The sequence below is a fragment of the Nitrosomonas ureae genome, assembly GCF_900108305.1.
Classification (GTDB): domain Bacteria; phylum Pseudomonadota; class Gammaproteobacteria; order Burkholderiales; family Nitrosomonadaceae; genus Nitrosomonas; species Nitrosomonas ureae_B.
The window spans coordinates 268,154-287,780 of sequence record NZ_FNUX01000001.1 but is presented as its reverse complement, the minus strand read 5'-3'; the positions used below and the strand labels follow the sequence as shown (position 1 = coordinate 287,780).

Genomic DNA, 19,627 nt, shown 5'->3' with positions numbered 1-19,627 from the left:
CCCGCTTAAAAATTAAGCAGGATACGTGGATTACCTGGTCAAAATTCAGTTAGCACAAACAGCCTTTTCTGGTCAGTTTTGAGTTAGCGTCAACAATGATATAGCCAGCAAAACAAAAAAGGTAGCCTTACATGACTGACATTAAATCCATCCCTTCCGTATCCGTAAACTACGCCTGCAATGGCAGTTCCACAAAGGCCAACGAGATGGGTATGCGTGCGATGCAGGAACGTGCATATGAAAAACGCGGCGAGCAATATCTGCTGATCAAATCCCCACCGGCATCCGGCAAAAGTCGTGCGTTGATGTTTATTACACTGGATAAGTTATATAACCAAGGACTGAAAAAAGCATTTATCGTGGTGCCGGAGAAAACCATCGGCGCTAGCTTCAACAACGAGCCGCTGACCAAATACGGTTTCTGGGCGGATTGGGAAGTTGCTCCGCAATGGAATCTTTGCAATGCGCCGGGGGATGATAATGGCGGTAAAGTGGGAGCGGTAAAAAGCTTCCTCAATAGTACAGACCGCGTGCTGATTTGTACGCACGCCACTTTCCGGTTTGCAGTGGATAGGTTCGGAGTGGAAGCGTTTGATGGATGTTTGATTGCTGTTGATGAATTTCATCATGTCAGTGCAAATTCAGATAATAAACTGGGAATTCAACTCGGTCAGTTCATTGCACGAGATAAAGTACATATCGTCGCCATGACCGGCTCCTATTTCCGTGGCGATGCCGAGGCTGTGCTTGCACCGCACGATGAAGCTAAATTCGAGGTAGTAACTTATACCTATTATGAACAGCTAAACGGCTATCAGTACTTGAAGCAATTGGATATCGGATATTACTTTTACACCGGCTCATATACTGATGAAATCCTCAGCGTGCTGAACCCAGAGGAAAAAACGATTATCCATATTCCCAACGTCAATTCACGGGAAAGCACTAAAGATAAGATCAAAGAAGTGGAACATATCATCCATGAGCTTGGTGAATGGCAGGGCATTGACGATAAAACTGGCTTCCACCTGGTAAAAACTCCTATTGGTGTACTGAAGATTGCCGACCTGGTCGATGATGAGGCTAAGCGAGATATTGTACTCAATACCTTACGTGATCCGGCAGCCAAACATAACCGTGAGCATGTTGATATCATTATCGCTCTCGGTATGGCCAAGGAAGGTTTTGACTGGATTTGGTGCGAGCATGCATTGACTGTAGGCTACCGTTCCAGCTTAACGGAAATCATTCAAATCATTGGCCGTGCTACCCGTGATGCTAAAGGCAAAACCAAGGCACGCTTTACTAACCTGATTGCCGAACCGGATGCCGCCGAAGATGCTGTAACGGATGCGGTGAACGATACGCTCAAGGCAATTGCGGCCAGCTTGCTGATGGAACAGGTGCTGGCACCCAAGTTCAATTTCACGCCCAAAAACAGCCAAAGCGTTCCAGTAGATGGCTTCGACTACGGTGAAGGCGGTTACGATCCTAAAAAAGAGAATGTCGGCTTTAACCAGCAGACCGGACAGTTTCAGATAGAGATTAAAGGGCTGGTTGAACCAAAGAGCAAAGAAGCTACCCGCATTTGCCAAGAAGATTTGAACGAGGTCATTGCGGCATTTGTGCAGGATAAAACATCGTTGGAACGGGGCTTATTTGATTCCGAGATGGTGCCAGAAGAACTCACGCAAGTGCGTATGGGTAAAATCGTCAAAGATAAATACCCGGAACTGGATGAAAATGATCAAGAAGCTGTGCGTCAGCATGCGATTGCCGCCTTGAACCTTACTCAGCAGGCTAAGAAAATCCTCAATTCCGCTGACGATGCATTAAAAGCTGGCAATACCGCTCTTATCGACGGGGTTCGCAAGTTTGCGATGGATGTGCGTGATCTTGATATTGATTTGATTGATCGTATCAACCCTTTTGGTGAAGCTTATGCAATTCTGGCCAAGGCCATGAATGAGGACAGTCTAAAGCAAGTGGCATTGGTGATTGCCGGTAAGAAAGTGAATCTCACCATCGAGGAAGCACGCGAACTGGCCAAGCGTGCACTGAAATTCAAGCAAGAACGTGGAAGGCTTCCATCGCTGACATCACAAGATCCTTGGGAAAAACGAATGGCCGAGGGTATTGCATTTCTAGCGCGAGTGAAAGCGGAGGCAGCAAATGGCTAAAGCAAGTTTTACTGATGAAGATGATGCGCTTCTTGCTGAGCTTGGTGTTGAGGTGGAGGTTAAAAATACGGGAAGCCACACGCCACGCGAAGAACGCATCATTGCCGGTTTTGAAGATATTGAGCGGTTCTATGAACAGCATGGACGTGCCCCTGCACACGGCGAGGATCGCGATATTTTTGAGCGGCTTTATGCAATAAGGCTCGATAAAATCCGTGCTTCCGAAGAATGCCGGGCCGTTCTAGCGGATAAAGATAAACATGGTCTTCTTGCCGGTGAACCGACTGCTGTTGTGAATGATTTGGATAATCTGGACGATGATGCGTTATTGTCTGAGTTAGGTATTTTGGATACTGGTGAAAATGACATCACTAAGTTAACGTATGTAAAATCCCGCGCAGAAATCAAAGCTGCTGAAGAGATCGCCAAACGTAATCCATGCATGGATTTTGACAAATTCAAGCCATTATTTGTCAAGGTGCAAGAAGAATTGGCATCCGGTATTCGCCTAACCCGTAAATTCAAAGATGATGCGCAGATCAGACAAGGGGATTTCTTTATCCTCGGGGGCCAAAAAATCTATGTTGCAGAAATAGGTGTTGAATTCATTGCAGAGTATGGACGACCAGACCGTAGGTTGCGTGTGATATACGACAATGGTACCGAAAGCGATATTTTAATGAGATCACTGCAACGGGCACTAAACAAAGATGAAGCCAGTCGCAGGATTACCGATCCTTCCCCAGGCCCGCTATTTTCCGATGTTATTGAAGAGGAAGATATGGAAGCAGGCACAATTTATGTGCTGCGCAGTAAATCTGAACATCCCTTAATTAAGGAACACCGCGATGTTATTCATAAAATCGGCGTAACCAACGGCAATATTGAAAGACGAATCAGCAATGCCAAGCTAGACCCCACTTTCCTCATGGCTGATGTTGAGATTGTGGCTACTTATGAACTTTCGAACATTAATCGCACAAAGCTGGAGAACCTGATTCACAGGTTTTTTGAACCAGCAAAACTTGATATTGAAATTATGGATAGGTTTGGGAATCCTGTAGTGCCGCGCGAATGGTTCTTAGTTCCTTTATTCGTGATTGATGAAACGATTGAGAAGATCCGAAATAGGTCAATTGTGAATTATAGATATGATCCAAATCTTGGAAAGATCATAGAATAGTCGTTATTTAAATTAACTAACTGGATCAAATTCCAGTAATTTTTGTTTGTATTGCCTTACCTGAAGCTTGCAACATCATATCTTCATAAGCAATGCTAGATTATCAACCACTTCTTAAACCACTAATAGGGCATCCCCATGAACAAGACCGAATTGATTGAAGCCATTGCTACGCGCTCTAATACTACCAAAGCCCAAACAACCGCCATGCTGAACGAATTGCTTGAAGTTATTCAGGAAGCCATGGCTAGTGGCAGCGATGTTCAGCTTGTGGGATTTGGTACTTTCTCAGTGACAGAACGTGCAAGTCGTGAAGGCCGCAATCCAGCGACTGGTGTAACCATGACAATTCCTGCCAAGAAAGTCGTTAAATTCAAACCAGGTAAAGCCCTATCAGATGCAGCGGCTTCTGTTAAGAAAACCAATGCAGCTAAATCAGCAAAACCTAAACAGACTGAAAAAAAGAAATAATACGATTGGGTGTGTTTTGATTGGAAGTACCAGGGAATCATCAAGGTATAACAATTCCCTGGGGAAAATTATACTGTAGGTGCTGTTAATGCCCACAGTTATTTCATCGACCATTCTGACAACTTTTTTCTAAATGTCAAAGAAGGGCAAATAACCAGGCAGTCAATTCCAGTGATTGAACATTCTGACTTATCCAGATCCGTTTTTCACGAATAAAAGAAGGCTATACCGTTTAGAAAATCTAGTGTCTTAGATGATTCTTGACGGCTAAGTAAGAAAAGGCTTAAGTTAGCTTGACTTGGATAATAACTTGCTAGTGCTGTCGTAACTAGACAAACGTAAATTGAAGACCATAAAGTAAGATTTATAAATTCTATGGAGTGCTTATGGGAGGCGGTCAAACTAAGAATGCAGCATTAACGACGTCGCTTGCTTTCCACTATCAAGTATTGATTGGCCTGAAACAATGTTTTGCGATGCAGGAAGGTCAATCAGTCTGGTTTGAAAGGGACGGTGATGTTAGCTTCATTGGCAATTCGGCTGATGAATCAACACAGGCTGAAGTTAAAAATTATGCTGATGCGTTGACTGACCACCACGAGAATTTTTGGAAAACCCTAAAAAACTGGCTGGCACCTGAGTTTAATCACGAGATATATAGCTCATTGGTACTACACACTACTCAAGCTTTTGGTGTCAAATCGTCTTTGAAGGATTGGAATCAACAAGCTACTGATAAGCGATTGCAAACCCTACACGATATTTTTCATACAAGGACTAATGAAGAGCTGATAGCAGAAAAACCTAAACCTATCGTCCAACTGCAAAAAACAGTGATGACCGCTGAAACTGAAAAACTTAAAGCCGTGTTGGCTAAGGTTGTATTGTTTACAGAAGCGGATGATGAAGAATTGGTAAGGGGTAAAATACTTGGTTACCTGACAGGTATTCCCAAGAATAATCAGCTAAGTTACCTGCACGGTATTGTTGGATTTGTCTACGAAAGTGCAGATTCGATAGAATGGGTAATTACTAAATCTGCATTCGATACCAAGTGTGAAGAGCTCACTTCTACTTATTGCCGCAAGAAGTTTACATTCCCTTTATTTAAAGGCCATGAGGCAACAAACGAAGAATTAGAACAACATGATGAAAAGCCCTTTGTTAAGAAAATAAATGATATCGAACATTACGAAGTCATACCTGATGCAGTAGGCAATTGGATAGAGCTTCAGAATTCCTTGAATGGGGAATTAGATGAATTTCCCTACTTTAGGAATAAAACTGTTGAGTATCAACACAAGCTTATTAAAAGACTAAAGCTGAATTATTCCTCAGCAAAGCTAAATAGCACATCTCCAACTCGGGATTCAAAAATATTTTATAACCAAACGATTAGTGAATCTCCACTGAATATGGATTCTGAAATTCCTCCCATTGAATATAAAAATGGTCTTATACATGACGCAATGGACGATGAAGAGCAAAATTTAAAATGGAGGGTTGAGCCATGACCAGTTTGACCGACGCGCTGTATCATGCAAAATACAACCCATTTAAATATGGCGAGTTTCTGGCTTCATTCTATTCAGAGTTAATTAGTGTAGACAATAACCTTCTTTTGTCGCAGTTGATAATCCCTTTGTGTAGCCACCCACTGTACTTTCATAAGCTTTCAAATGCAAAGTTTGGTTCTAAAAGCAAAAGTACCATCTGGACGGTCTTTAATGATAGAAGCCAATTGTATGATTTGCAAGAACGTCTTGATGGTTTCAAATCGTTGACTGACCAAGGGTTACAATATTGCCTGGTGAATGATTGGGTAGAGATTGATTCAGAAAATCTGGGAGTGAATCCAATTCCGACAAGCGAGTTATCGTTTGTAAAACAAAAAAGTGCGGTCAATTTAGGAAAGTTGTTTAGTCACCTTTCTGTGGTGGAGATATATGCGTTGTTAGGAGTGACGCCGCGATGAAAGCCTATATTCATGAACTGGGGGTGCTAGATAAAACAGGTAAAACTCACCCAGTTAGGTTTAAACAAGGCCTTAACGTTGTTACTGGGAAATCGTCGACTGGTAAAAGTGCGCTAATAGAGATATTTGATTATTGCTTTGGTAGTGGTGAGTATACCGTTCCCAAAGGAGTGATCACTGACAGTGCAGCGCTCTACTATGTATATTTAAACGTGAATGGACAAGATGTTGTGCTTGGTCGCTTGCCCGATGGTGACAAAAAGGCTTTCTTTAGGCGTGAAGAGAATTATTATCCAGAGAAGATCAATCGTGATTATTTTCTAGATAGTCACTTTATGACGTTAAGTGATTTCAAAAAGCATGTTAGGGCACTGTTTTTAGATATCGATGATGTCGATGATTCATTGGCGGCTAGAGAAAATAGGCGTTTCAACGCGAAAGCTCCCACACCGTCTATTCGTAGTTTTACTTCTTTTATGTTACAGCACCAAAATCTGGTCGCAAATAAACACGCTTTGTTCTATCGCTTCGATGAAAAAGAGAAAAGAGAGCAAGTTATTGAACATACGAAAATATTTTTGGGACTGGTCGATCAGAAGTTCTTTCATTTATCACAGGAAAAAGAACGACTAGCAACCGAAGTCAATCGAATAAAGCGTGAACAGGAAAGTAATAAACGTCTTGCTGAAAATCAAAAGCAAAAAATAGAGCCTGTGCTTCGACAACTTTATGCGGCTATGGGATTTAGTGAAGATCCTATTTCGTTACAGGATATCCTGCGACATCCTCAAGATTCTAAAGAAAGGCTAGAAAAAATTCTACGCCCCGAAAAGATTGTGCCTTTGTCAGACGCTATTACCCAACTGTATTTAAGGTTGAAAGAAGATTTAGCTGATAAAACTAGTGAATTGCGTCGCCTACAGCGGCAAGCAGGTTCGATAAAGCACCATATAGCAGAGGAAGAAAAGTTTGTGGCAAGTGGCGTAATCCATCAGCTTGGTGAAACAGTACATATCGCAAAATCTGTGTGTCCATTCTGCCATACCGAACACGAGCAGTTACTGCGAAGCGCCGAGCAATTGCAGCAAGCCATTTCCAAACTTTCTAGCAACCTCAAGCAAGCCAAACCGATGCGTGCAAAATTTGAGTCTTCACTCGTTGATGTGCAAAGGCAGACTGAAGGTTTGTCAAAGGAAGTTACGAATATCTCTTCGCAAATTATAGAAATCGAGAGGTCTGAGAAGGTTTTGAGTGAGAAGAAAAACCTATATGAGTCCATTCTACTCTATAAAGCCAAACTTGATATGCTACTAGATTCACTCAATCTTGCTAACGATGCAGAGGTCGAAGAGCGGATGAAGGCAGCCAAAGACGCGCTTCGCAAGTTAGACCAACAACTAAAAGAATACGACTACAAAGACGGTTTAAATAAAGCTAATGATGTTGTAAATGCCATTATGAATAAAATTGGTCAGCATTTTGAGTTTGAAGACAGCTATAAACCGATTAACTTGCACTTTTCCTTCGAAACCTTTGATCTTTACCACTTAACTCCAAAAGACGAAAAGATCTTCCTGCGTTCGATGGGGAGCGGTGCGAACTGGCTTTATAGTCATGTTGCTCTGTTTCTTGCATTGCATAAATACTTTGCATCCCTCGGCGAGCAGTGCGCTATTCCTTCAATTCTGTTCCTTGATCAGCCAACGCAAGTTTATTTCCCGAGCTTTAAATTCGATAAGTCAGATACCTTTAATAAGGAATCAATAAAGGAGATGGAACAACGTGCCGAAGGTGAAAGACAGATTGATGATGACATGAAAGCGGTAGAGAACCTTTTTAGTCAACTGTCTATTTATTGCACTGAAACAGAAAAAGAAGACGGTTTTTCCCCTCAAATAATCGTAACTGACCATGCTGATGATCTAAAACTCTCAGATGAAACGGAGTTTGAAACGCTTGTTAACAGCAATAGATGGCGAAGTAGAGGGTTGATTAATCCAATCCCAAATGAATAGCTCTAACAAAGCACTGCACACGGATAAATTACTCGCTGCGCTCCTAATTTACCGGTAAGCGCAGCGTTGAACGGCAGTTTTAAGGCTATATCCCGTCGTTAATCTGGAATTATTTATTGATAGATAGATCGGTTTTGGCCGAATCCAGTCAATCAATGTCAGATTGAAAAAGACTCTAATTATTGATCCGTCAATCGCACCAATCTCGGCCAGCGGTCATGTATCCAGGCATATTCAGGTGGCGTGTTGATAGTCACCACATAAACCGCATTTCATCATCTCTTTCTGCCAATAGTCCTCGAATCGCCATTCTTGTATCCAAGGGTATCCAGTGGAATTGGTTGTCGTGATCTTTTCCATAAACTGATCAGCAGCGATTAAAACCGGTCTTGGATGCCAGGGCTTCCATTTTCCGCTTTTGATGGAATTCAGTCGTGCCCAGCCGCCGACCGGAAATTACCAGTGGCTTCATCCTTGCGTCTGCCCCAGGCTATCCAAGTTACACTGCCATCTCGCAAACGCACCGGCAACCGCGCCCCAGTTGCGGGAAATATATCTTTTCACTCTGATATTCAATTCCGCCGCACATAGGTGCCCCTGCTGCGTAAGTACATAGATTATTAGTCAGTTTCTAGCTAATACCAATACTCAAAATTTATACTGCTAAAGGCGTCAACGTATAAACTCTACCAAATTTTCCTGCGGTACGAATATCTCCGCGTTGCAAGGCAGCACGAACATCATCTAATTTATATGCGTCTTCAATCGACAAATAGGGCGACCAGCCTTCTCCTGCGTCTATCAACTCGATCTCAACTTCCGCAATGTATTGGCCTTCTCGTACCAATTTTGTTAGATGTTTATTATTCATCGTAATCTCCTCAAAAAATCATTACTCCACTTATTACAGTCAGGGCGATAAGCCGTAACGACAACAGCTGGTATGTTTGCATTTCTAGGAATACCCCACACTACATGAATTGGCTTGTTCTTTTTATCTTTTTGTAACACCAGTACACATGGGCCTTTCGGATAGTCTGGATAATCTTCCACGACTATCGCCTCACCAATACCTGAGAGAATATCTCTTGCAAAGATATTGTCGTGTGACAACTCATCATAACCATGTTCAGATATACGGACATCCCCGTTACTAACTAATGCTATAACCCGTTGTAAAGTCACACTCATGACAAAATATCATCAGATAAAATTATCAACACGAAATATGCCATCTATTTTTCCTGGAAATCATCACTCCAGCTTATCCCTTTATTTTTCATTGTATTTTATTTAGCTTCCTTAAGTTCCATCTCCGACAACGAATCTTGGCAATAGGATCGGAGCTGTATATGCGATCAAATAAAACTACCAAGGTTTCATTGTATCAATAATAGCAAGCCAACTCTTGCAGTTAAATTTTGATACAATTTTAAATGTTACAGATTGCAAAATTGATTGTGCCAGATTTGTGCCAAACTGCGCCTGAAATACCATCATATGTAGTTGTGTGACACTGATTTTATGCTTGGCAAGCATTGCAAGTGATTGATTTATATAAACACAAAATTTATAACTAGGCTTCGTAATCAGTAGGTCGGAGGTTCGATTCCTCTCAACAGCACCATAAAATCAATAAGTTAAATAGAATAGCATCTTGCAGCCACCCTAAATGGGGCAATTATGGGTCACTAAAAAATAACAAACTGCAATAAACTTTCTAGCTAGTTTTCATTTTCTTTCCTTCAGAATCACACCACAATAACCACAAAAGTCTCACTTATAATTTTCAATTACCCCATTAGTGTCCCTTTGAAATGTTTTATACAAATAAGTAATTAATATTTATTATTAATAATTGTTATTACGTATGAATGTTAATCATAAGTTGTTATTTATTGCCTTTTTGTTGTAATCTATTTACAGTGATTAATCACTTGCAAAGGCAATCATGGCAAACATCGAAAAACGTATTTCTAATTATGGTAAAACCAGTTACCGGGCAAAAATACGCTTAAAAGGATTTCCTTCCCAATCTGCCACATTTGAACGCCTGACTGATGCCAAGAAATGGGCACAGCAAACCGAATCAGCGATTCGAGAAGGCCGCCACTTCAAAACCACCGAAGCCAAACGCCACACATTAGCGGAAATGATAGATCGCTATTGCCGTGATGTATTACCAAGCAAGAAGAGCGCAAAAGACCAAACACAGCAACTTGCATGGTGGAAATCTGAAATCGGCAGCTACTCACTTGCAGATATAACGCCTTCACTTATTGGCGAATGTAGAGACAAGTTAGGCCGCGAAATCACAGTGAGAAAAAAGTTACGTTCACCTGCCAGTGTTGTACGGTATATGGCTGCGCTTTCTCACGCGCTTACTATTGCAGTAAAAGAATGGGGCTGGTTAGAGGATAGCCCAATGCGTAAAGTAACCAAACCCAAGGAATCACGCGGACGGGTTCGCTTCCTATCCGATGATGAGCGCATGCGCTTACTGCAAGCCTGCAAGGAATCCAGTAATCCTTATATATACACCGTTGTTGTGCTGGCACTTTCGACTGGAATGCGTCAAGGTGAAATCATGGGATTAACCTGGGATGTGGTGGATTTAAACCAAGGCCGGGCGATTCTGCACGAAACAAAAAACGGTGAACGCCGCGCCGTGGCGATTACTGGCCATGCCTTGGAATTATTAAAAGAACTTTCCAAAGTGCGCCGGATTGATTGCAATTTACTTTTCCCGGCTAAAGAAAACGCACCACAAAAACCACAAAAGCCCATGGACTTACGTACGCCATGGGAAACAGCCGTTAAAAAAGCAGAGCTGCATGATTTCAAATTTCATGACTTGCGGCATAGTGCAGCAAGTTACTTAGCCATGAATGGCGCAAGCCTAGCTGAAATAGCCGAAGTATTAGGACATAAAACCTTACAGATGGTGAAGCGATATGCGCACTTGTCCGAAGGCCACACAGCCCGTGTAGTAGCTTCTATGAACAGCAAAATATTTGGCATCTAAATTCATGTTTAATTTAATAAGTTGGTCAGGAATTTTTCCGACATCAACAAAATCATGGTTTTTAGGGGAAGTAAAAAATAGGGCTTTAATAAAACAAGTACATGATGCCCGAATGATTCTTATAAAGGATTGGGGAAATGAATCTAGAATAACTGAATTAAGAAATCAACTTGAGAATGTTTTTATAGATTGGAAACTTGCCTTTGGCAAACAGCCTTTGAATGGTGAATATAAAGACCGTGAATTTGAGGATTGCCCTCCTTATGTATGTGCTGGGGATTTTATACTGGATTATGCAGACTTATTGTCAAAGTTGCGCAAAGAAGCTTATCCGCTTTTGCTGGATTTAGATAAAGATATTGGCTATCAATATGTTTCTGCAATATTGGTATTATCGGAAGCTGCTGAAAATCGTGTTGACTCAATGATAAAAGCCTCTTGGGAGATGCAGCGTTATGAGTCAGAACGTAATGCACGATCTCTGGAAAATGAACTTTTAGCGCAACAAAATATTTTGCGGCATTTAGAAAGATTAGAACTTTTCAAAAAAGGTGGTAGCAGACGAAAAGGAAAAATATATGAGCCTAAAGCTAGCATAAAGATAATCAGTAAAAATATTCACTCGACTAAGTTTGATGATGTTCTAGATGAATTGAAAGACGCTGATAAGTGTTTAGATTATTATGAATCGACAAGCAACCCAACGGGGGTTTTATTTACTGAGGTTGATGACGATGCAGAAATTATCTTTTTCATGAAGCGAGGGGATAAGCCTAATGCTCAAAAAAAACTAAATTACAAAAGACTGCGGGATATTTTGACCGAAATTAAAAAAACTTAACCTATGATTCTTAGTGTAACGCTATTCCAAGAATAGCATGTGCGAAGCTCTCCCCGAATCACAGCAATATCGTGATGTTTTTAATAACAAAGGAGAAGAGTCTAAATGAATCAAATTTTAGAATCGCAAGCAATTAAAGATGCTTATCCAGTTTTTCTACCACCCCGCACCCTATTGAGTGTTCGACAATTCAGCGACAAACATCCGGCATTCACTCAAGGCAGCCTTCGCAATCTTATTTTCCTTTCTGATAATCGCACAACATCCCGAGGCACAATCCAAGGCAATGGGCTAAATGTCGCCTTGGTGCGTATTGGTCGAAAATTGCTGATAGATGAAGCCAAGTTCTTTCAATGGATTGATCAACAGCAAGGAGGTGCAAAATGAGCGCCTTCATTTCAGCAGCAGCCCAGCGCAATCGAATCTTGGATTTTTTGCGCAACCGCCCACTTGATACGCTAACAGCACGCAAAGAACTAGACGTAATGCACCCGGCAGCGCGTGTGATGGAGTTACGCAAGCGTGGTGTCGGAATCAAAACAATCGAAATCGACAGGGCAAGCGATTGCGGAAAAATTCACCGTGTAGTGTGTTATGTGTTGGTGGCTGAAGTGGTTGCACCCACTCCAGCCGATAAAGCAGACGGAGTCCATAGGCAAGAAACCGATACGCCAGAGAATAGCATGGGTGATGCAATATGAAAACTGCTATTCAATCACTTCAAAATGTAAAAGCATATATTCGCCCCATTGATTTTTACCGCAACGAATTACCTGCAATGCCGCCCCCGCGAGGGGGTGGGTGGCGCGATGGCGGATTATGCCCATTCCATCCTGATAAACAAGCCGGAAGCTTTCGAGTGAATCTTGAAACCGGGGCATTTATTTGCTTCTCATGTGGAACTAAGGGCGGGGATATTATCGCCTATATTCAGCAAAGAGACGGTTTGAGCTTCCCTGAAGCGGTGCAAAAACTATCTACTGAATGGGGGTTATGATGCAGGGCATACCTCAAACATTTAACGGCAAGCCGCGCCGCCATGTATGGGAATACCGCAGCAATCAAGGTGAACCGATTGGCTGCGTTGCCCGCTTTGATGATGGCAAGAAAAAAGAGATTGTGCCTTATTTTAAACGAATCAACGGGCACAGCTGGCAGCATGGCAGCGCAACCGAACCGCGTCCACTGTTTGGATTGGACATATTAAACCAAGCTACTGATGATCGATCTGTATTAATTGTTGAAGGCGAAAAAGCCGCCGCTGCCCTGCAATCTTTGGGATTGGTGGCGATTACTTCGCAAGGCGGCAGCAATGCAGCCCATAAAGCAGACTGGAAGCCATTAAATGGGCGGAAGCGGATTTATTTGCTTCCTGACAATGATGAGGCTGGCGAAAGCTATATTAAGGCCGTGGCTGCAATCCTGATGAGCCTTGATGAGCCGCCCGCCCTATTTATTGTACGTTTGCCAAACCTTCCGCCCGCTGGGGATGTGATCGACTGGATAATATCTAATATTGATGAGGTTTTACCGAATTGGGATGGATATGAGCCATTACCACAAAGCCTCATTGAAAATGGTGCTTTGCTGAATGATTTTAAAGAAGCAGCACAACAGCATTGCAAACCAGTGCCTGATGAATGGAAAGTAACATCAGAACAGGCAGACACAACCAATTGGCAAGCGCCGATCAGCTTGGAATCTGCCAAGCTTCCACCATGGCCGGATGATGTCTTTCCGGGCAGCATTCAGGATTTTGTAAGGGCTTTGAGTGAATCCACTGAAACCCCGCCTGAATTATCTGCAATGTTGGTGCTGGCAGCCATAAGCGCTGCCGCTCAAGGTAAATACCGGGTGCGTGTTAAAGCTGATTATTTTGAGCCTGTAAATATTTGGTCATGTGCAGCCCTTCCACCGGGTAGCCGTAAAACAGCCGTGCAAATGGCAGCCACTGCACCGTTGACTAAATGGGAAAATTTACAGCGTGAAAAATTAGAGCCTGCTATCAAGAAAGCACAGGCCGATGATGCAACAATTCGTGAGCAATTAAACTTCCTACGTAAACAAGCTAGTAAGGCTAAGGGTGCAGAATTTGAGCAGTTAAAAAATGAGATTGCCGATATAGAAGCTAATTTACCAGAAATTCCAGCAGTTCCACAGATTTGGGCCCAGGATGTAACCCCTGAGAATCTGGGTACTATCATGGCAAATAATAATGAAAGAATGGCTATCTTAAGTGATGAAGCGGGAATATTCGATATTTTGGGCGGACGTTATTCTGGTGGCATTCCAAATCTTGATTTATTTCTGCAAGGCCATGCAGGAAGCGCGGTAAGGGTAAATCGTGGCTGCCGCCCGCCTGTGTTTATGCAAACGCCTGCTCTAACCTTTGGATTATCACCACAGCCGGATGTATTGCGCGGACTGACAGAAAAACCTAGTTTGCGAGGCCGTGGATTATTAGGGCGCTTCCTATATGTGCTGCCAGCATCCAATTTAGGTTATCGCACACTTGATGCAAGCCCAATATTTCCAGATTACAAAGCCCGCTATGAGGGGATTTTAACATGCATACTCAATCAGGAAATGGCTGGTAGCAAAGATGAACCTTTGCCACATACCTTAAAAATTACGGCTGATGCTTTGCAAACTTGGGAATCCTTTGGTCTTAAAGTAGAAGCTGAATTGAGGGAAGGTGGAACCTATGCACACTTGACGGATTGGGCGGGTAAATTGGCAGGTGTGGTCATTAGAATTGCCGCCTTGCTTCACATTGCACGGCATGCACTTGTAAAACCATGGGAAAAGGAAATCAACCTAGAAGATATGAGCGCAGCATTACGCATGGCTGATGTGTTAAGTATACATGCTTTCGCTGTATTTGATCTGATGGGGGCAGACCCGGCACTTGATGGCGCCCGCGTAGTATTACGATGGATTGAGCGCGAAGGCAAGTCAGAATTTACATTTAGGGATTGCCATTATGCTCACAAGACAAGATATAAGCGCACAGCCGAGCTTGAGCCAATTATGGAAGTATTGATCGAGCGGCACTACATCCGACCAAGGGCATTGAAGCAAGCTCAAGGCAGACCAAGTCGGATTTATGAAGTTAATCCTATAATTTTAGAAAAATAAGCCTTGGAATTTGACCACAAAAACCACAGAAGCTCTGATGCAATTCTTTTTGTGGTTATTGTGGTCAGATTTCTAGAGATTACTATTTAGCTTGGAGAATTATTATGTACGATAGAGAAATAAATTCGCCTGTAATCCTTGAAGGGCAAGTGTTACAAGCTATACCTACCCCCAAGATTAAGCTTGCTACCATTGACGATTGTAGACGGGAAATGGCAAGCGTATATCGGGATGCAAGGTCAGGCCGTATTAATTCTCAAGATGGTTCAAGATTCATATATATGTTGTCGCAGATTGGCAAATTGATAGAGCTAGCTGATATCGAGAAACGAATAGAAGCATTGGAAAACCTTAACAATGGCAAAGCTTAAAAATAGAATTGTGAAACTCGAAAAATTGCAACCAAGTGGATTACAGCATTTAAGTGATGAGGAGCTAAATGCCAGAATCACAGCTATGTGTAATAAAAGTGAACTGCAAGAATGGGTAAAAAACAATAACAATGATTTGCAACTAAGTATTAATAAGCTGATGACGCTGGATCACTAAAGCCAATTAAACAATGAAACTTCAAGACCGATTACGCAAGCTGGAAGATTTTGCAAAAATTCAATCTCAAGAGATTAGGATTCTCAAATTAATTATTGAATCTGATGGCACTATTTCGGGTGCTTTCCAAAGAAAGCTAGATGGTAAACATGCGTGTATTTCAGAAGAAGAACTATTGGAAATACATCAGAAAAGTAGATTATTTGAAAATAGAGTAGGTAAATAAAATCAATAAGAAATTATAAATGTGGATATATAAATATGACAAACATTAAATCATTGATAATTATGTATATTATTACGTTTGCGGTACTTGGTTGCGTAACTCCAGAGCAGGTGAGACAGCAAATGATAAGTAAATGTACATCTTATGGGTTCAAACTTAACACCCCAGAATTTTCAAATTGTTTGATGCAATTAGATCAAATGAAAGCAGCTAGTGAACAGAAAGAGCAATCATGTTTAGCTGCTTCGGGCTTCGTTATGGGAGAAACTTATTTCCGGTGTATGGGGGGCATGAGATAAGCAAAATACAAAGCTAAATTCTGATATCTAATTTTAATATTTTGGAACATCACAAAATGAGAGTCGGGTTTATTTACATTTTTTTATCATTGTTAATTCCGTGCAAAGTGCTTGCAAATGAGGCCCCTGATAAAGGGATTGTTCACAACACAAAAGAAACTAATGCACTAACCTACTTCTGCGAGAAAACTCGAAACGATTTACTTGATTGTGAATTCACGCAAACACGAGTACAAAAAAAAGTGAAGGCTGAAGAATTGACATCTCAACTTGATCAAGCGCGAAAATTGTTTCAATCAAGTAATGAAAGGGAAGGAAAAGAAATATCCCAAGCATGTACGGATATGAACGAATACATATTGGTACTGCAAGGCCATAAACAAGGGCAGAATATAATTCAACAAGAAAAGATTAATAGCATGTCAGAAATGGAGAAAAAAGATTTAATTAATCTTCTTAAAATATCTAATGCCTACTGCAAATCAAAGACACTAGAAAATTACCTAGCTATGGCTCGTGCAGAGTTTGATAGAAGAATGCGTACTTGTGGAGTTAGTTCAAATAACTGGAAGCAAAGTTTTCGGCTTATCATAGATGAAGTTTCCGGTGCTTATACCTGGGTTGCCAAAGGGGAGCCTATTGGAGCTTGTGGAGTTATCCAACTTTCACGTTTCGAGCCTGAAATAGAAAATTCAAAATTAGTTGCTTGGAATTATATATCAAAGAAGATTGTGACTAATAAACGAGAAAACTTATTTCCTGGAATGGCATGCGAAGACTTAGACGAGAATGAATATGTTTTTGATTGGAAATCAAGAGAACATGGATTAGGTTGCGACTATATTGACTTCTTGCCATTTTAATAATCTGAAGATATGCAAAGTTATGAGCATTAAGGTAATAACATAATCAGGAAATTGATTATTCAAATTTTTCGTACTGTTGTATTTGCCGAAGGCATTGATATGGGGCAATAGTGGGGCACTCACAGATAATAAACCAGCAAAAAGCATGACAAGCAGCAACAAGAGTCATGAATTAACTATTTGATAGAATTGCTTTAGTTTGTTGTTATGTGTTGTAATTTATTGATTAGAATGGATTCGTAATCAGTAGGTCGGAGGTTCGACTCCTCTCAACAGCACCAATTATCAATAACTTAGAAACATAACCGAACCATTTTTACTTCGATTGTGCCAAATTTGTGACATTTAGCACGCCATCCAAGACCCGGGCATGCTGGGCAAATTGCTCAGGTGCAAGGTGAGCATAACGCCTCACCATCTGACCTTGGCGGAGAGCATCAATGGCTTGTATAAGGCTGAAGTCATTCACCGGCGAGGTCCCTGGAAAACCAGATCAGATCTGAACTACTACAGATAAACCCAGCACACTTGCTCCGGTTCTCAATTGTCACCAGTACTGGGGTTTTTCCCTTGGCACCGCAACCTTGCTTTCCGCTACGACGAACACCCACCAAAGCTGTAATGTTTCTAAAATGCGGATTTGCTCAGACTTTGACCAAGCTATTTGTTAGTCTCAAAAAGATATTGTTATTACTATCTCATTCAGAACTTCATAAACAAATTGCTCAATACCCACTGCATTTGAACAGCGTGGTCCTGCCACATTCAGTATCTGAATTGGATTTGCTTCCAAAAATACTTGAGTCTTTTTACGCCATTGACTATCGGGAAAAACGTGAAGACATGGCTTTGCAATTTTTTTGGCATATTCATAGGTAAAAAGTGACCCACCAGCTATTTCTGGTACCAGCGTTATAATCAACGTAGCATCACTATCTTGAACATTCCATTTCGTTCGCTGCCTATAGCCTTTACTTTCGGTTTCTTCCAATACATAACGATCAGAAATAACGCCATCTTCCGCCCGTCGCTCTTTAGGGCACCAGCCGCCATGAGGGATATTGTTTTGTATTGCCCAATCCAGCGCTGCACGATCCACTCCAGACTGACCACCTGATATTATTTTCTGGAAAATGATTAACCTCTTTTGGGTTGAAATATCTTCAAATCTCGCATCTTCGCTGTTTATTCAGGTTCTGGTACACAGAAATTTTATCCTTATAAACAGAATATTATATAAATCTGCAAACACGAGAAATCCGAATACGCTACCGCTCTTTTCAGAAACTTTTATTCCTTCTTTTCTGATCATCTATAGCAAGCAATAAGTCTTCAGCGAAATTACTTTACCTAATCTGGCTTCTAATGCGATAACACAGACTCAAGAAATTTTGTCGAAGCAGTTAGATTGTGTTAACCGGTCCTAGTTCGGTGCAAGTATTTCGCCAATTAGGTTATGTGTTCTTTGGCATTCCTTTGCTATGCTCCCCTCTATTTGCGCTTGAATTGCTTGTTGTTCTCTCGACATCTTTCACCCATATCAGTGTTGTACTCACGAAATTAATCAGGTTTTCATTTATTCCTGGATAATAGAGCTTGCTGAAGCATATATTCCAGTGGATAGATGACCTCGTTCTCCGACAGAACGACATGTGCCGTAGGGCACCATGTATTCGTAATCCCTACAGCGTTATTAATAAGCTCTTCTTTTGTCATAGCCTCGGGGTAATACAGAATACAATTGTATGTCTCAATATGTGGATATTTCCGCATTGAGAAACAAGGATGTGATGTTTTTAAAATGCGGATTTGCTCAGACTCTGACCAGGCAACCCACCCACCTCGGATAATGTATTCTCTGTCCATTACTTTCGCGACCACCTCTGAGGTCAATTCTTCTTTTGTGGTATTGCTATCGATTTCCAATTTCGACTGCCAGGCAACAGCGCCAGCCGCCATGCCACTGATCGAGGCTTGAGGATAGATCGGCCAGTCTGCATGTGCCCTAATATTTTCAGGGCTTCTGCATCCAGAATGACGGCGGTAAGATAACCAGAGTGAAATATATTCTTTATCAATATCAAACTGCTCGTGATGTGTAGAAGATTCAAAGTACTTGGATTTCCCATGGCTGGATTTCTTTTCTTCATGCACTTGAATTGCTTGTTGCTCCCTGAACCACCGTGCATTCATATCGCCCAGCGTAACCTGCTGAATCACTTCCAAATCATCCCAGCCTTCGTCGGGGGCATATACCGGGCGATTTATTATCTGCTCGCGATATTTTTCGACCGAATTTAGAAGGTGCGCTTTGTATTCATTATCCACTGGCAGATCCAGAACATCATTTCTGAGCAACACGACGCGAGGATGATCAGCCAATCCATGATCGCTTGAGGATTGCAATTTCAGCCACGCTGCATTGATATCGTTTTGACTTGCGGATTCTATGGCCAAAGCAGGCAACGACAGACTCGCTCCCAGTGCTGCAAGCGCTTTTAAGCATTCCCGGCGATTCATTGGGCGCCTCTGATCTGATTTCTAAAAGCCAATTTTTGCGTGCTGAGCGGCTGTACCCAATACAAATCGGTGATATTGATTTGTTTCATGTGAATTCTCCTTCCCCATTGATCCCGGTGATCGCCGGTTCCCTGGGAGAGGAGGATTATGGCGATGTTTAGCGGTATTTATGAGTCGCCCGCAAGTATCGGTAAATCGGCGACATAAAAAGCAAAACCCGTTTCTCAGCAGCGTAAGAGAACGGGTTATCGACTCTCGGTTTAGCAGTATTTATAATGCGCCCGCAATCGAAACAAATCAGCGCTTTTTTATTATTCTATTGTTGGGTTATTTTTGCAA

General features: G+C 41.7%; 21 protein-coding genes and 1 pseudogene. 17 read left to right on the top strand and 5 right to left on the bottom strand.

The features are described from left to right. The first annotated feature begins 131 nt into the window (after positions 1 to 131). From C4S39_RS01440 to C4S39_RS01415, 6 genes are all read left to right on the top strand, one after another. The gene (locus C4S39_RS01440; RefSeq protein WP_103965263.1) at positions 132 to 2,180 is read left to right on the top strand and encodes a DEAD/DEAH box helicase; all 2,049 of its coding nucleotides are present in this window, start codon (positions 132 to 134) and stop codon (positions 2,178 to 2,180) included. Next, positions 2,173 to 3,363, top strand: a complete 1,191-nt coding sequence (locus C4S39_RS01435; protein ID WP_103965262.1) for a GIY-YIG nuclease family protein — start codon at positions 2,173 to 2,175, stop codon at positions 3,361 to 3,363. The genes C4S39_RS01440 and C4S39_RS01435 overlap by 8 nt, the downstream gene beginning before the upstream one ends. A 138-nt stretch (positions 3,364 to 3,501) precedes the next feature. Then, a complete protein-coding gene (locus C4S39_RS01430; RefSeq protein ID WP_103965261.1) occupies positions 3,502 to 3,834 on the top strand; it encodes an HU family DNA-binding protein in 333 nt (110 codons plus the stop codon). 386 nt (positions 3,835 to 4,220) lie between these two features. Then, positions 4,221 to 5,348 carry a hypothetical protein gene (locus C4S39_RS01425; RefSeq protein ID WP_103965260.1) on the top strand — a complete coding sequence of 376 codons (1,128 nt, stop codon included), beginning with the start codon at positions 4,221 to 4,223 and terminating at the stop codon, positions 5,346 to 5,348. After that, the gene (locus C4S39_RS01420; RefSeq protein WP_103965259.1) at positions 5,345 to 5,809 is read left to right on the top strand and encodes a three component ABC system middle component; all 465 of its coding nucleotides are present in this window, start codon (positions 5,345 to 5,347) and stop codon (positions 5,807 to 5,809) included. The genes C4S39_RS01425 and C4S39_RS01420 overlap by 4 nt, the downstream gene beginning before the upstream one ends. Continuing rightward, on the top strand, positions 5,806 to 7,824 hold the full coding sequence (locus C4S39_RS01415) for a DUF3732 domain-containing protein (RefSeq protein ID WP_103965258.1): 2,019 nt from the start codon (positions 5,806 to 5,808) through the stop codon (positions 7,822 to 7,824). Before C4S39_RS01420 ends, C4S39_RS01415 begins: the two co-directional genes overlap by 4 nt. Before the next feature lie 655 nt (positions 7,825 to 8,479). On the opposite strand, the gene C4S39_RS01410 is transcribed toward C4S39_RS01415, so the two are convergent. Next, on the bottom strand, positions 8,480 to 8,695 hold the full coding sequence (locus C4S39_RS01410; protein WP_074722694.1) for a hypothetical protein: 216 nt from the start codon (positions 8,693 to 8,695) through the stop codon (positions 8,480 to 8,482). Then, a complete protein-coding gene (locus C4S39_RS01405; protein ID WP_103965257.1) occupies positions 8,692 to 9,015 on the bottom strand; it encodes a DUF4258 domain-containing protein in 324 nt (107 codons plus the stop codon). The genes C4S39_RS01410 and C4S39_RS01405 overlap by 4 nt, the downstream gene beginning before the upstream one ends. Before the next feature lie 760 nt (positions 9,016 to 9,775). Between C4S39_RS01405 and C4S39_RS01400 the strand changes: the two genes are divergently transcribed. The 11 genes from C4S39_RS01400 (at position 9,776) to C4S39_RS01350 (ending at position 16,765) form a co-directional block, all read left to right on the top strand. After that, on the top strand, positions 9,776 to 10,849 hold the full coding sequence (locus tag C4S39_RS01400; RefSeq protein ID WP_103965256.1) for a tyrosine-type recombinase/integrase: 1,074 nt from the start codon (positions 9,776 to 9,778) through the stop codon (positions 10,847 to 10,849). 4 nt (positions 10,850 to 10,853) lie between these two features. Further along, a complete protein-coding gene (locus tag C4S39_RS01395) occupies positions 10,854 to 11,690 on the top strand; it encodes a hypothetical protein (protein ID WP_146059732.1) in 837 nt (278 codons plus the stop codon). Between the two features lie 105 nt (positions 11,691 to 11,795). Then, positions 11,796 to 12,077, top strand: coding sequence for a hypothetical protein (locus tag C4S39_RS01390; RefSeq protein ID WP_103965254.1), 282 nt, complete (start codon positions 11,796 to 11,798; stop codon positions 12,075 to 12,077). Continuing rightward, positions 12,074 to 12,391, top strand: coding sequence for a helix-turn-helix domain-containing protein (locus C4S39_RS01385; protein WP_103965253.1), 318 nt, complete (start codon positions 12,074 to 12,076; stop codon positions 12,389 to 12,391). The genes C4S39_RS01390 and C4S39_RS01385 overlap by 4 nt, the downstream gene beginning before the upstream one ends. Then, a complete protein-coding gene (locus C4S39_RS01380) occupies positions 12,388 to 12,687 on the top strand; it encodes a CHC2 zinc finger domain-containing protein (RefSeq protein WP_103965252.1) in 300 nt (99 codons plus the stop codon). Before C4S39_RS01385 ends, C4S39_RS01380 begins: the two co-directional genes overlap by 4 nt. Beyond that, positions 12,684 to 14,828: a YfjI family protein gene (locus tag C4S39_RS01375; RefSeq protein ID WP_181023719.1), complete on the top strand. Its 2,145-nt coding sequence runs from the start codon at positions 12,684 to 12,686 to the stop codon at positions 14,826 to 14,828. Before C4S39_RS01380 ends, C4S39_RS01375 begins: the two co-directional genes overlap by 4 nt. Before the next feature lie 104 nt (positions 14,829 to 14,932). After that, positions 14,933 to 15,199: a hypothetical protein gene (locus tag C4S39_RS01370; RefSeq protein ID WP_103965250.1), complete on the top strand. Its 267-nt coding sequence runs from the start codon at positions 14,933 to 14,935 to the stop codon at positions 15,197 to 15,199. Continuing rightward, positions 15,186 to 15,377, top strand: a complete 192-nt coding sequence (locus C4S39_RS01365) for a hypothetical protein (protein WP_103965249.1) — start codon at positions 15,186 to 15,188, stop codon at positions 15,375 to 15,377. The genes C4S39_RS01370 and C4S39_RS01365 overlap by 14 nt, the downstream gene beginning before the upstream one ends. 13 nt (positions 15,378 to 15,390) lie before the next feature. Continuing rightward, positions 15,391 to 15,603: a hypothetical protein gene (locus tag C4S39_RS01360; RefSeq protein WP_103965248.1), complete on the top strand. Its 213-nt coding sequence runs from the start codon at positions 15,391 to 15,393 to the stop codon at positions 15,601 to 15,603. A 35-nt stretch (positions 15,604 to 15,638) separates the two neighbouring features. After that, positions 15,639 to 15,902, top strand: a complete 264-nt coding sequence (locus tag C4S39_RS15425) for a hypothetical protein (RefSeq protein ID WP_103965247.1) — start codon at positions 15,639 to 15,641, stop codon at positions 15,900 to 15,902. Between the two features lie 56 nt (positions 15,903 to 15,958). Next, positions 15,959 to 16,765, top strand: a complete 807-nt coding sequence (locus tag C4S39_RS01350) for a hypothetical protein (RefSeq protein ID WP_103965246.1) — start codon at positions 15,959 to 15,961, stop codon at positions 16,763 to 16,765. Positions 16,766 to 17,280: 515 nt separating this feature from the next. Here C4S39_RS01350 and C4S39_RS01335 read toward each other — a convergent pair. The 3 genes and pseudogenes from C4S39_RS01335 to C4S39_RS01325 form a co-directional block, all read right to left on the bottom strand. Then, positions 17,281 to 17,385: pseudogene (locus C4S39_RS01335) on the bottom strand (IS1595 family transposase); the annotation flags it as partial. Between the two features lie 56 nt (positions 17,386 to 17,441). Then, the gene (locus C4S39_RS01330) at positions 17,442 to 17,888 is read right to left on the bottom strand and encodes a putative molybdenum carrier protein (RefSeq protein ID WP_258039228.1); all 447 of its coding nucleotides are present in this window, start codon (positions 17,886 to 17,888) and stop codon (positions 17,442 to 17,444) included. Positions 17,889 to 18,340: 452 nt separating this feature from the next. Further along, positions 18,341 to 19,288, bottom strand: a complete 948-nt coding sequence (locus tag C4S39_RS01325; RefSeq protein WP_103965244.1) for a hypothetical protein — start codon at positions 19,286 to 19,288, stop codon at positions 18,341 to 18,343. Positions 19,289 to 19,627 lie beyond the last annotated feature (339 nt).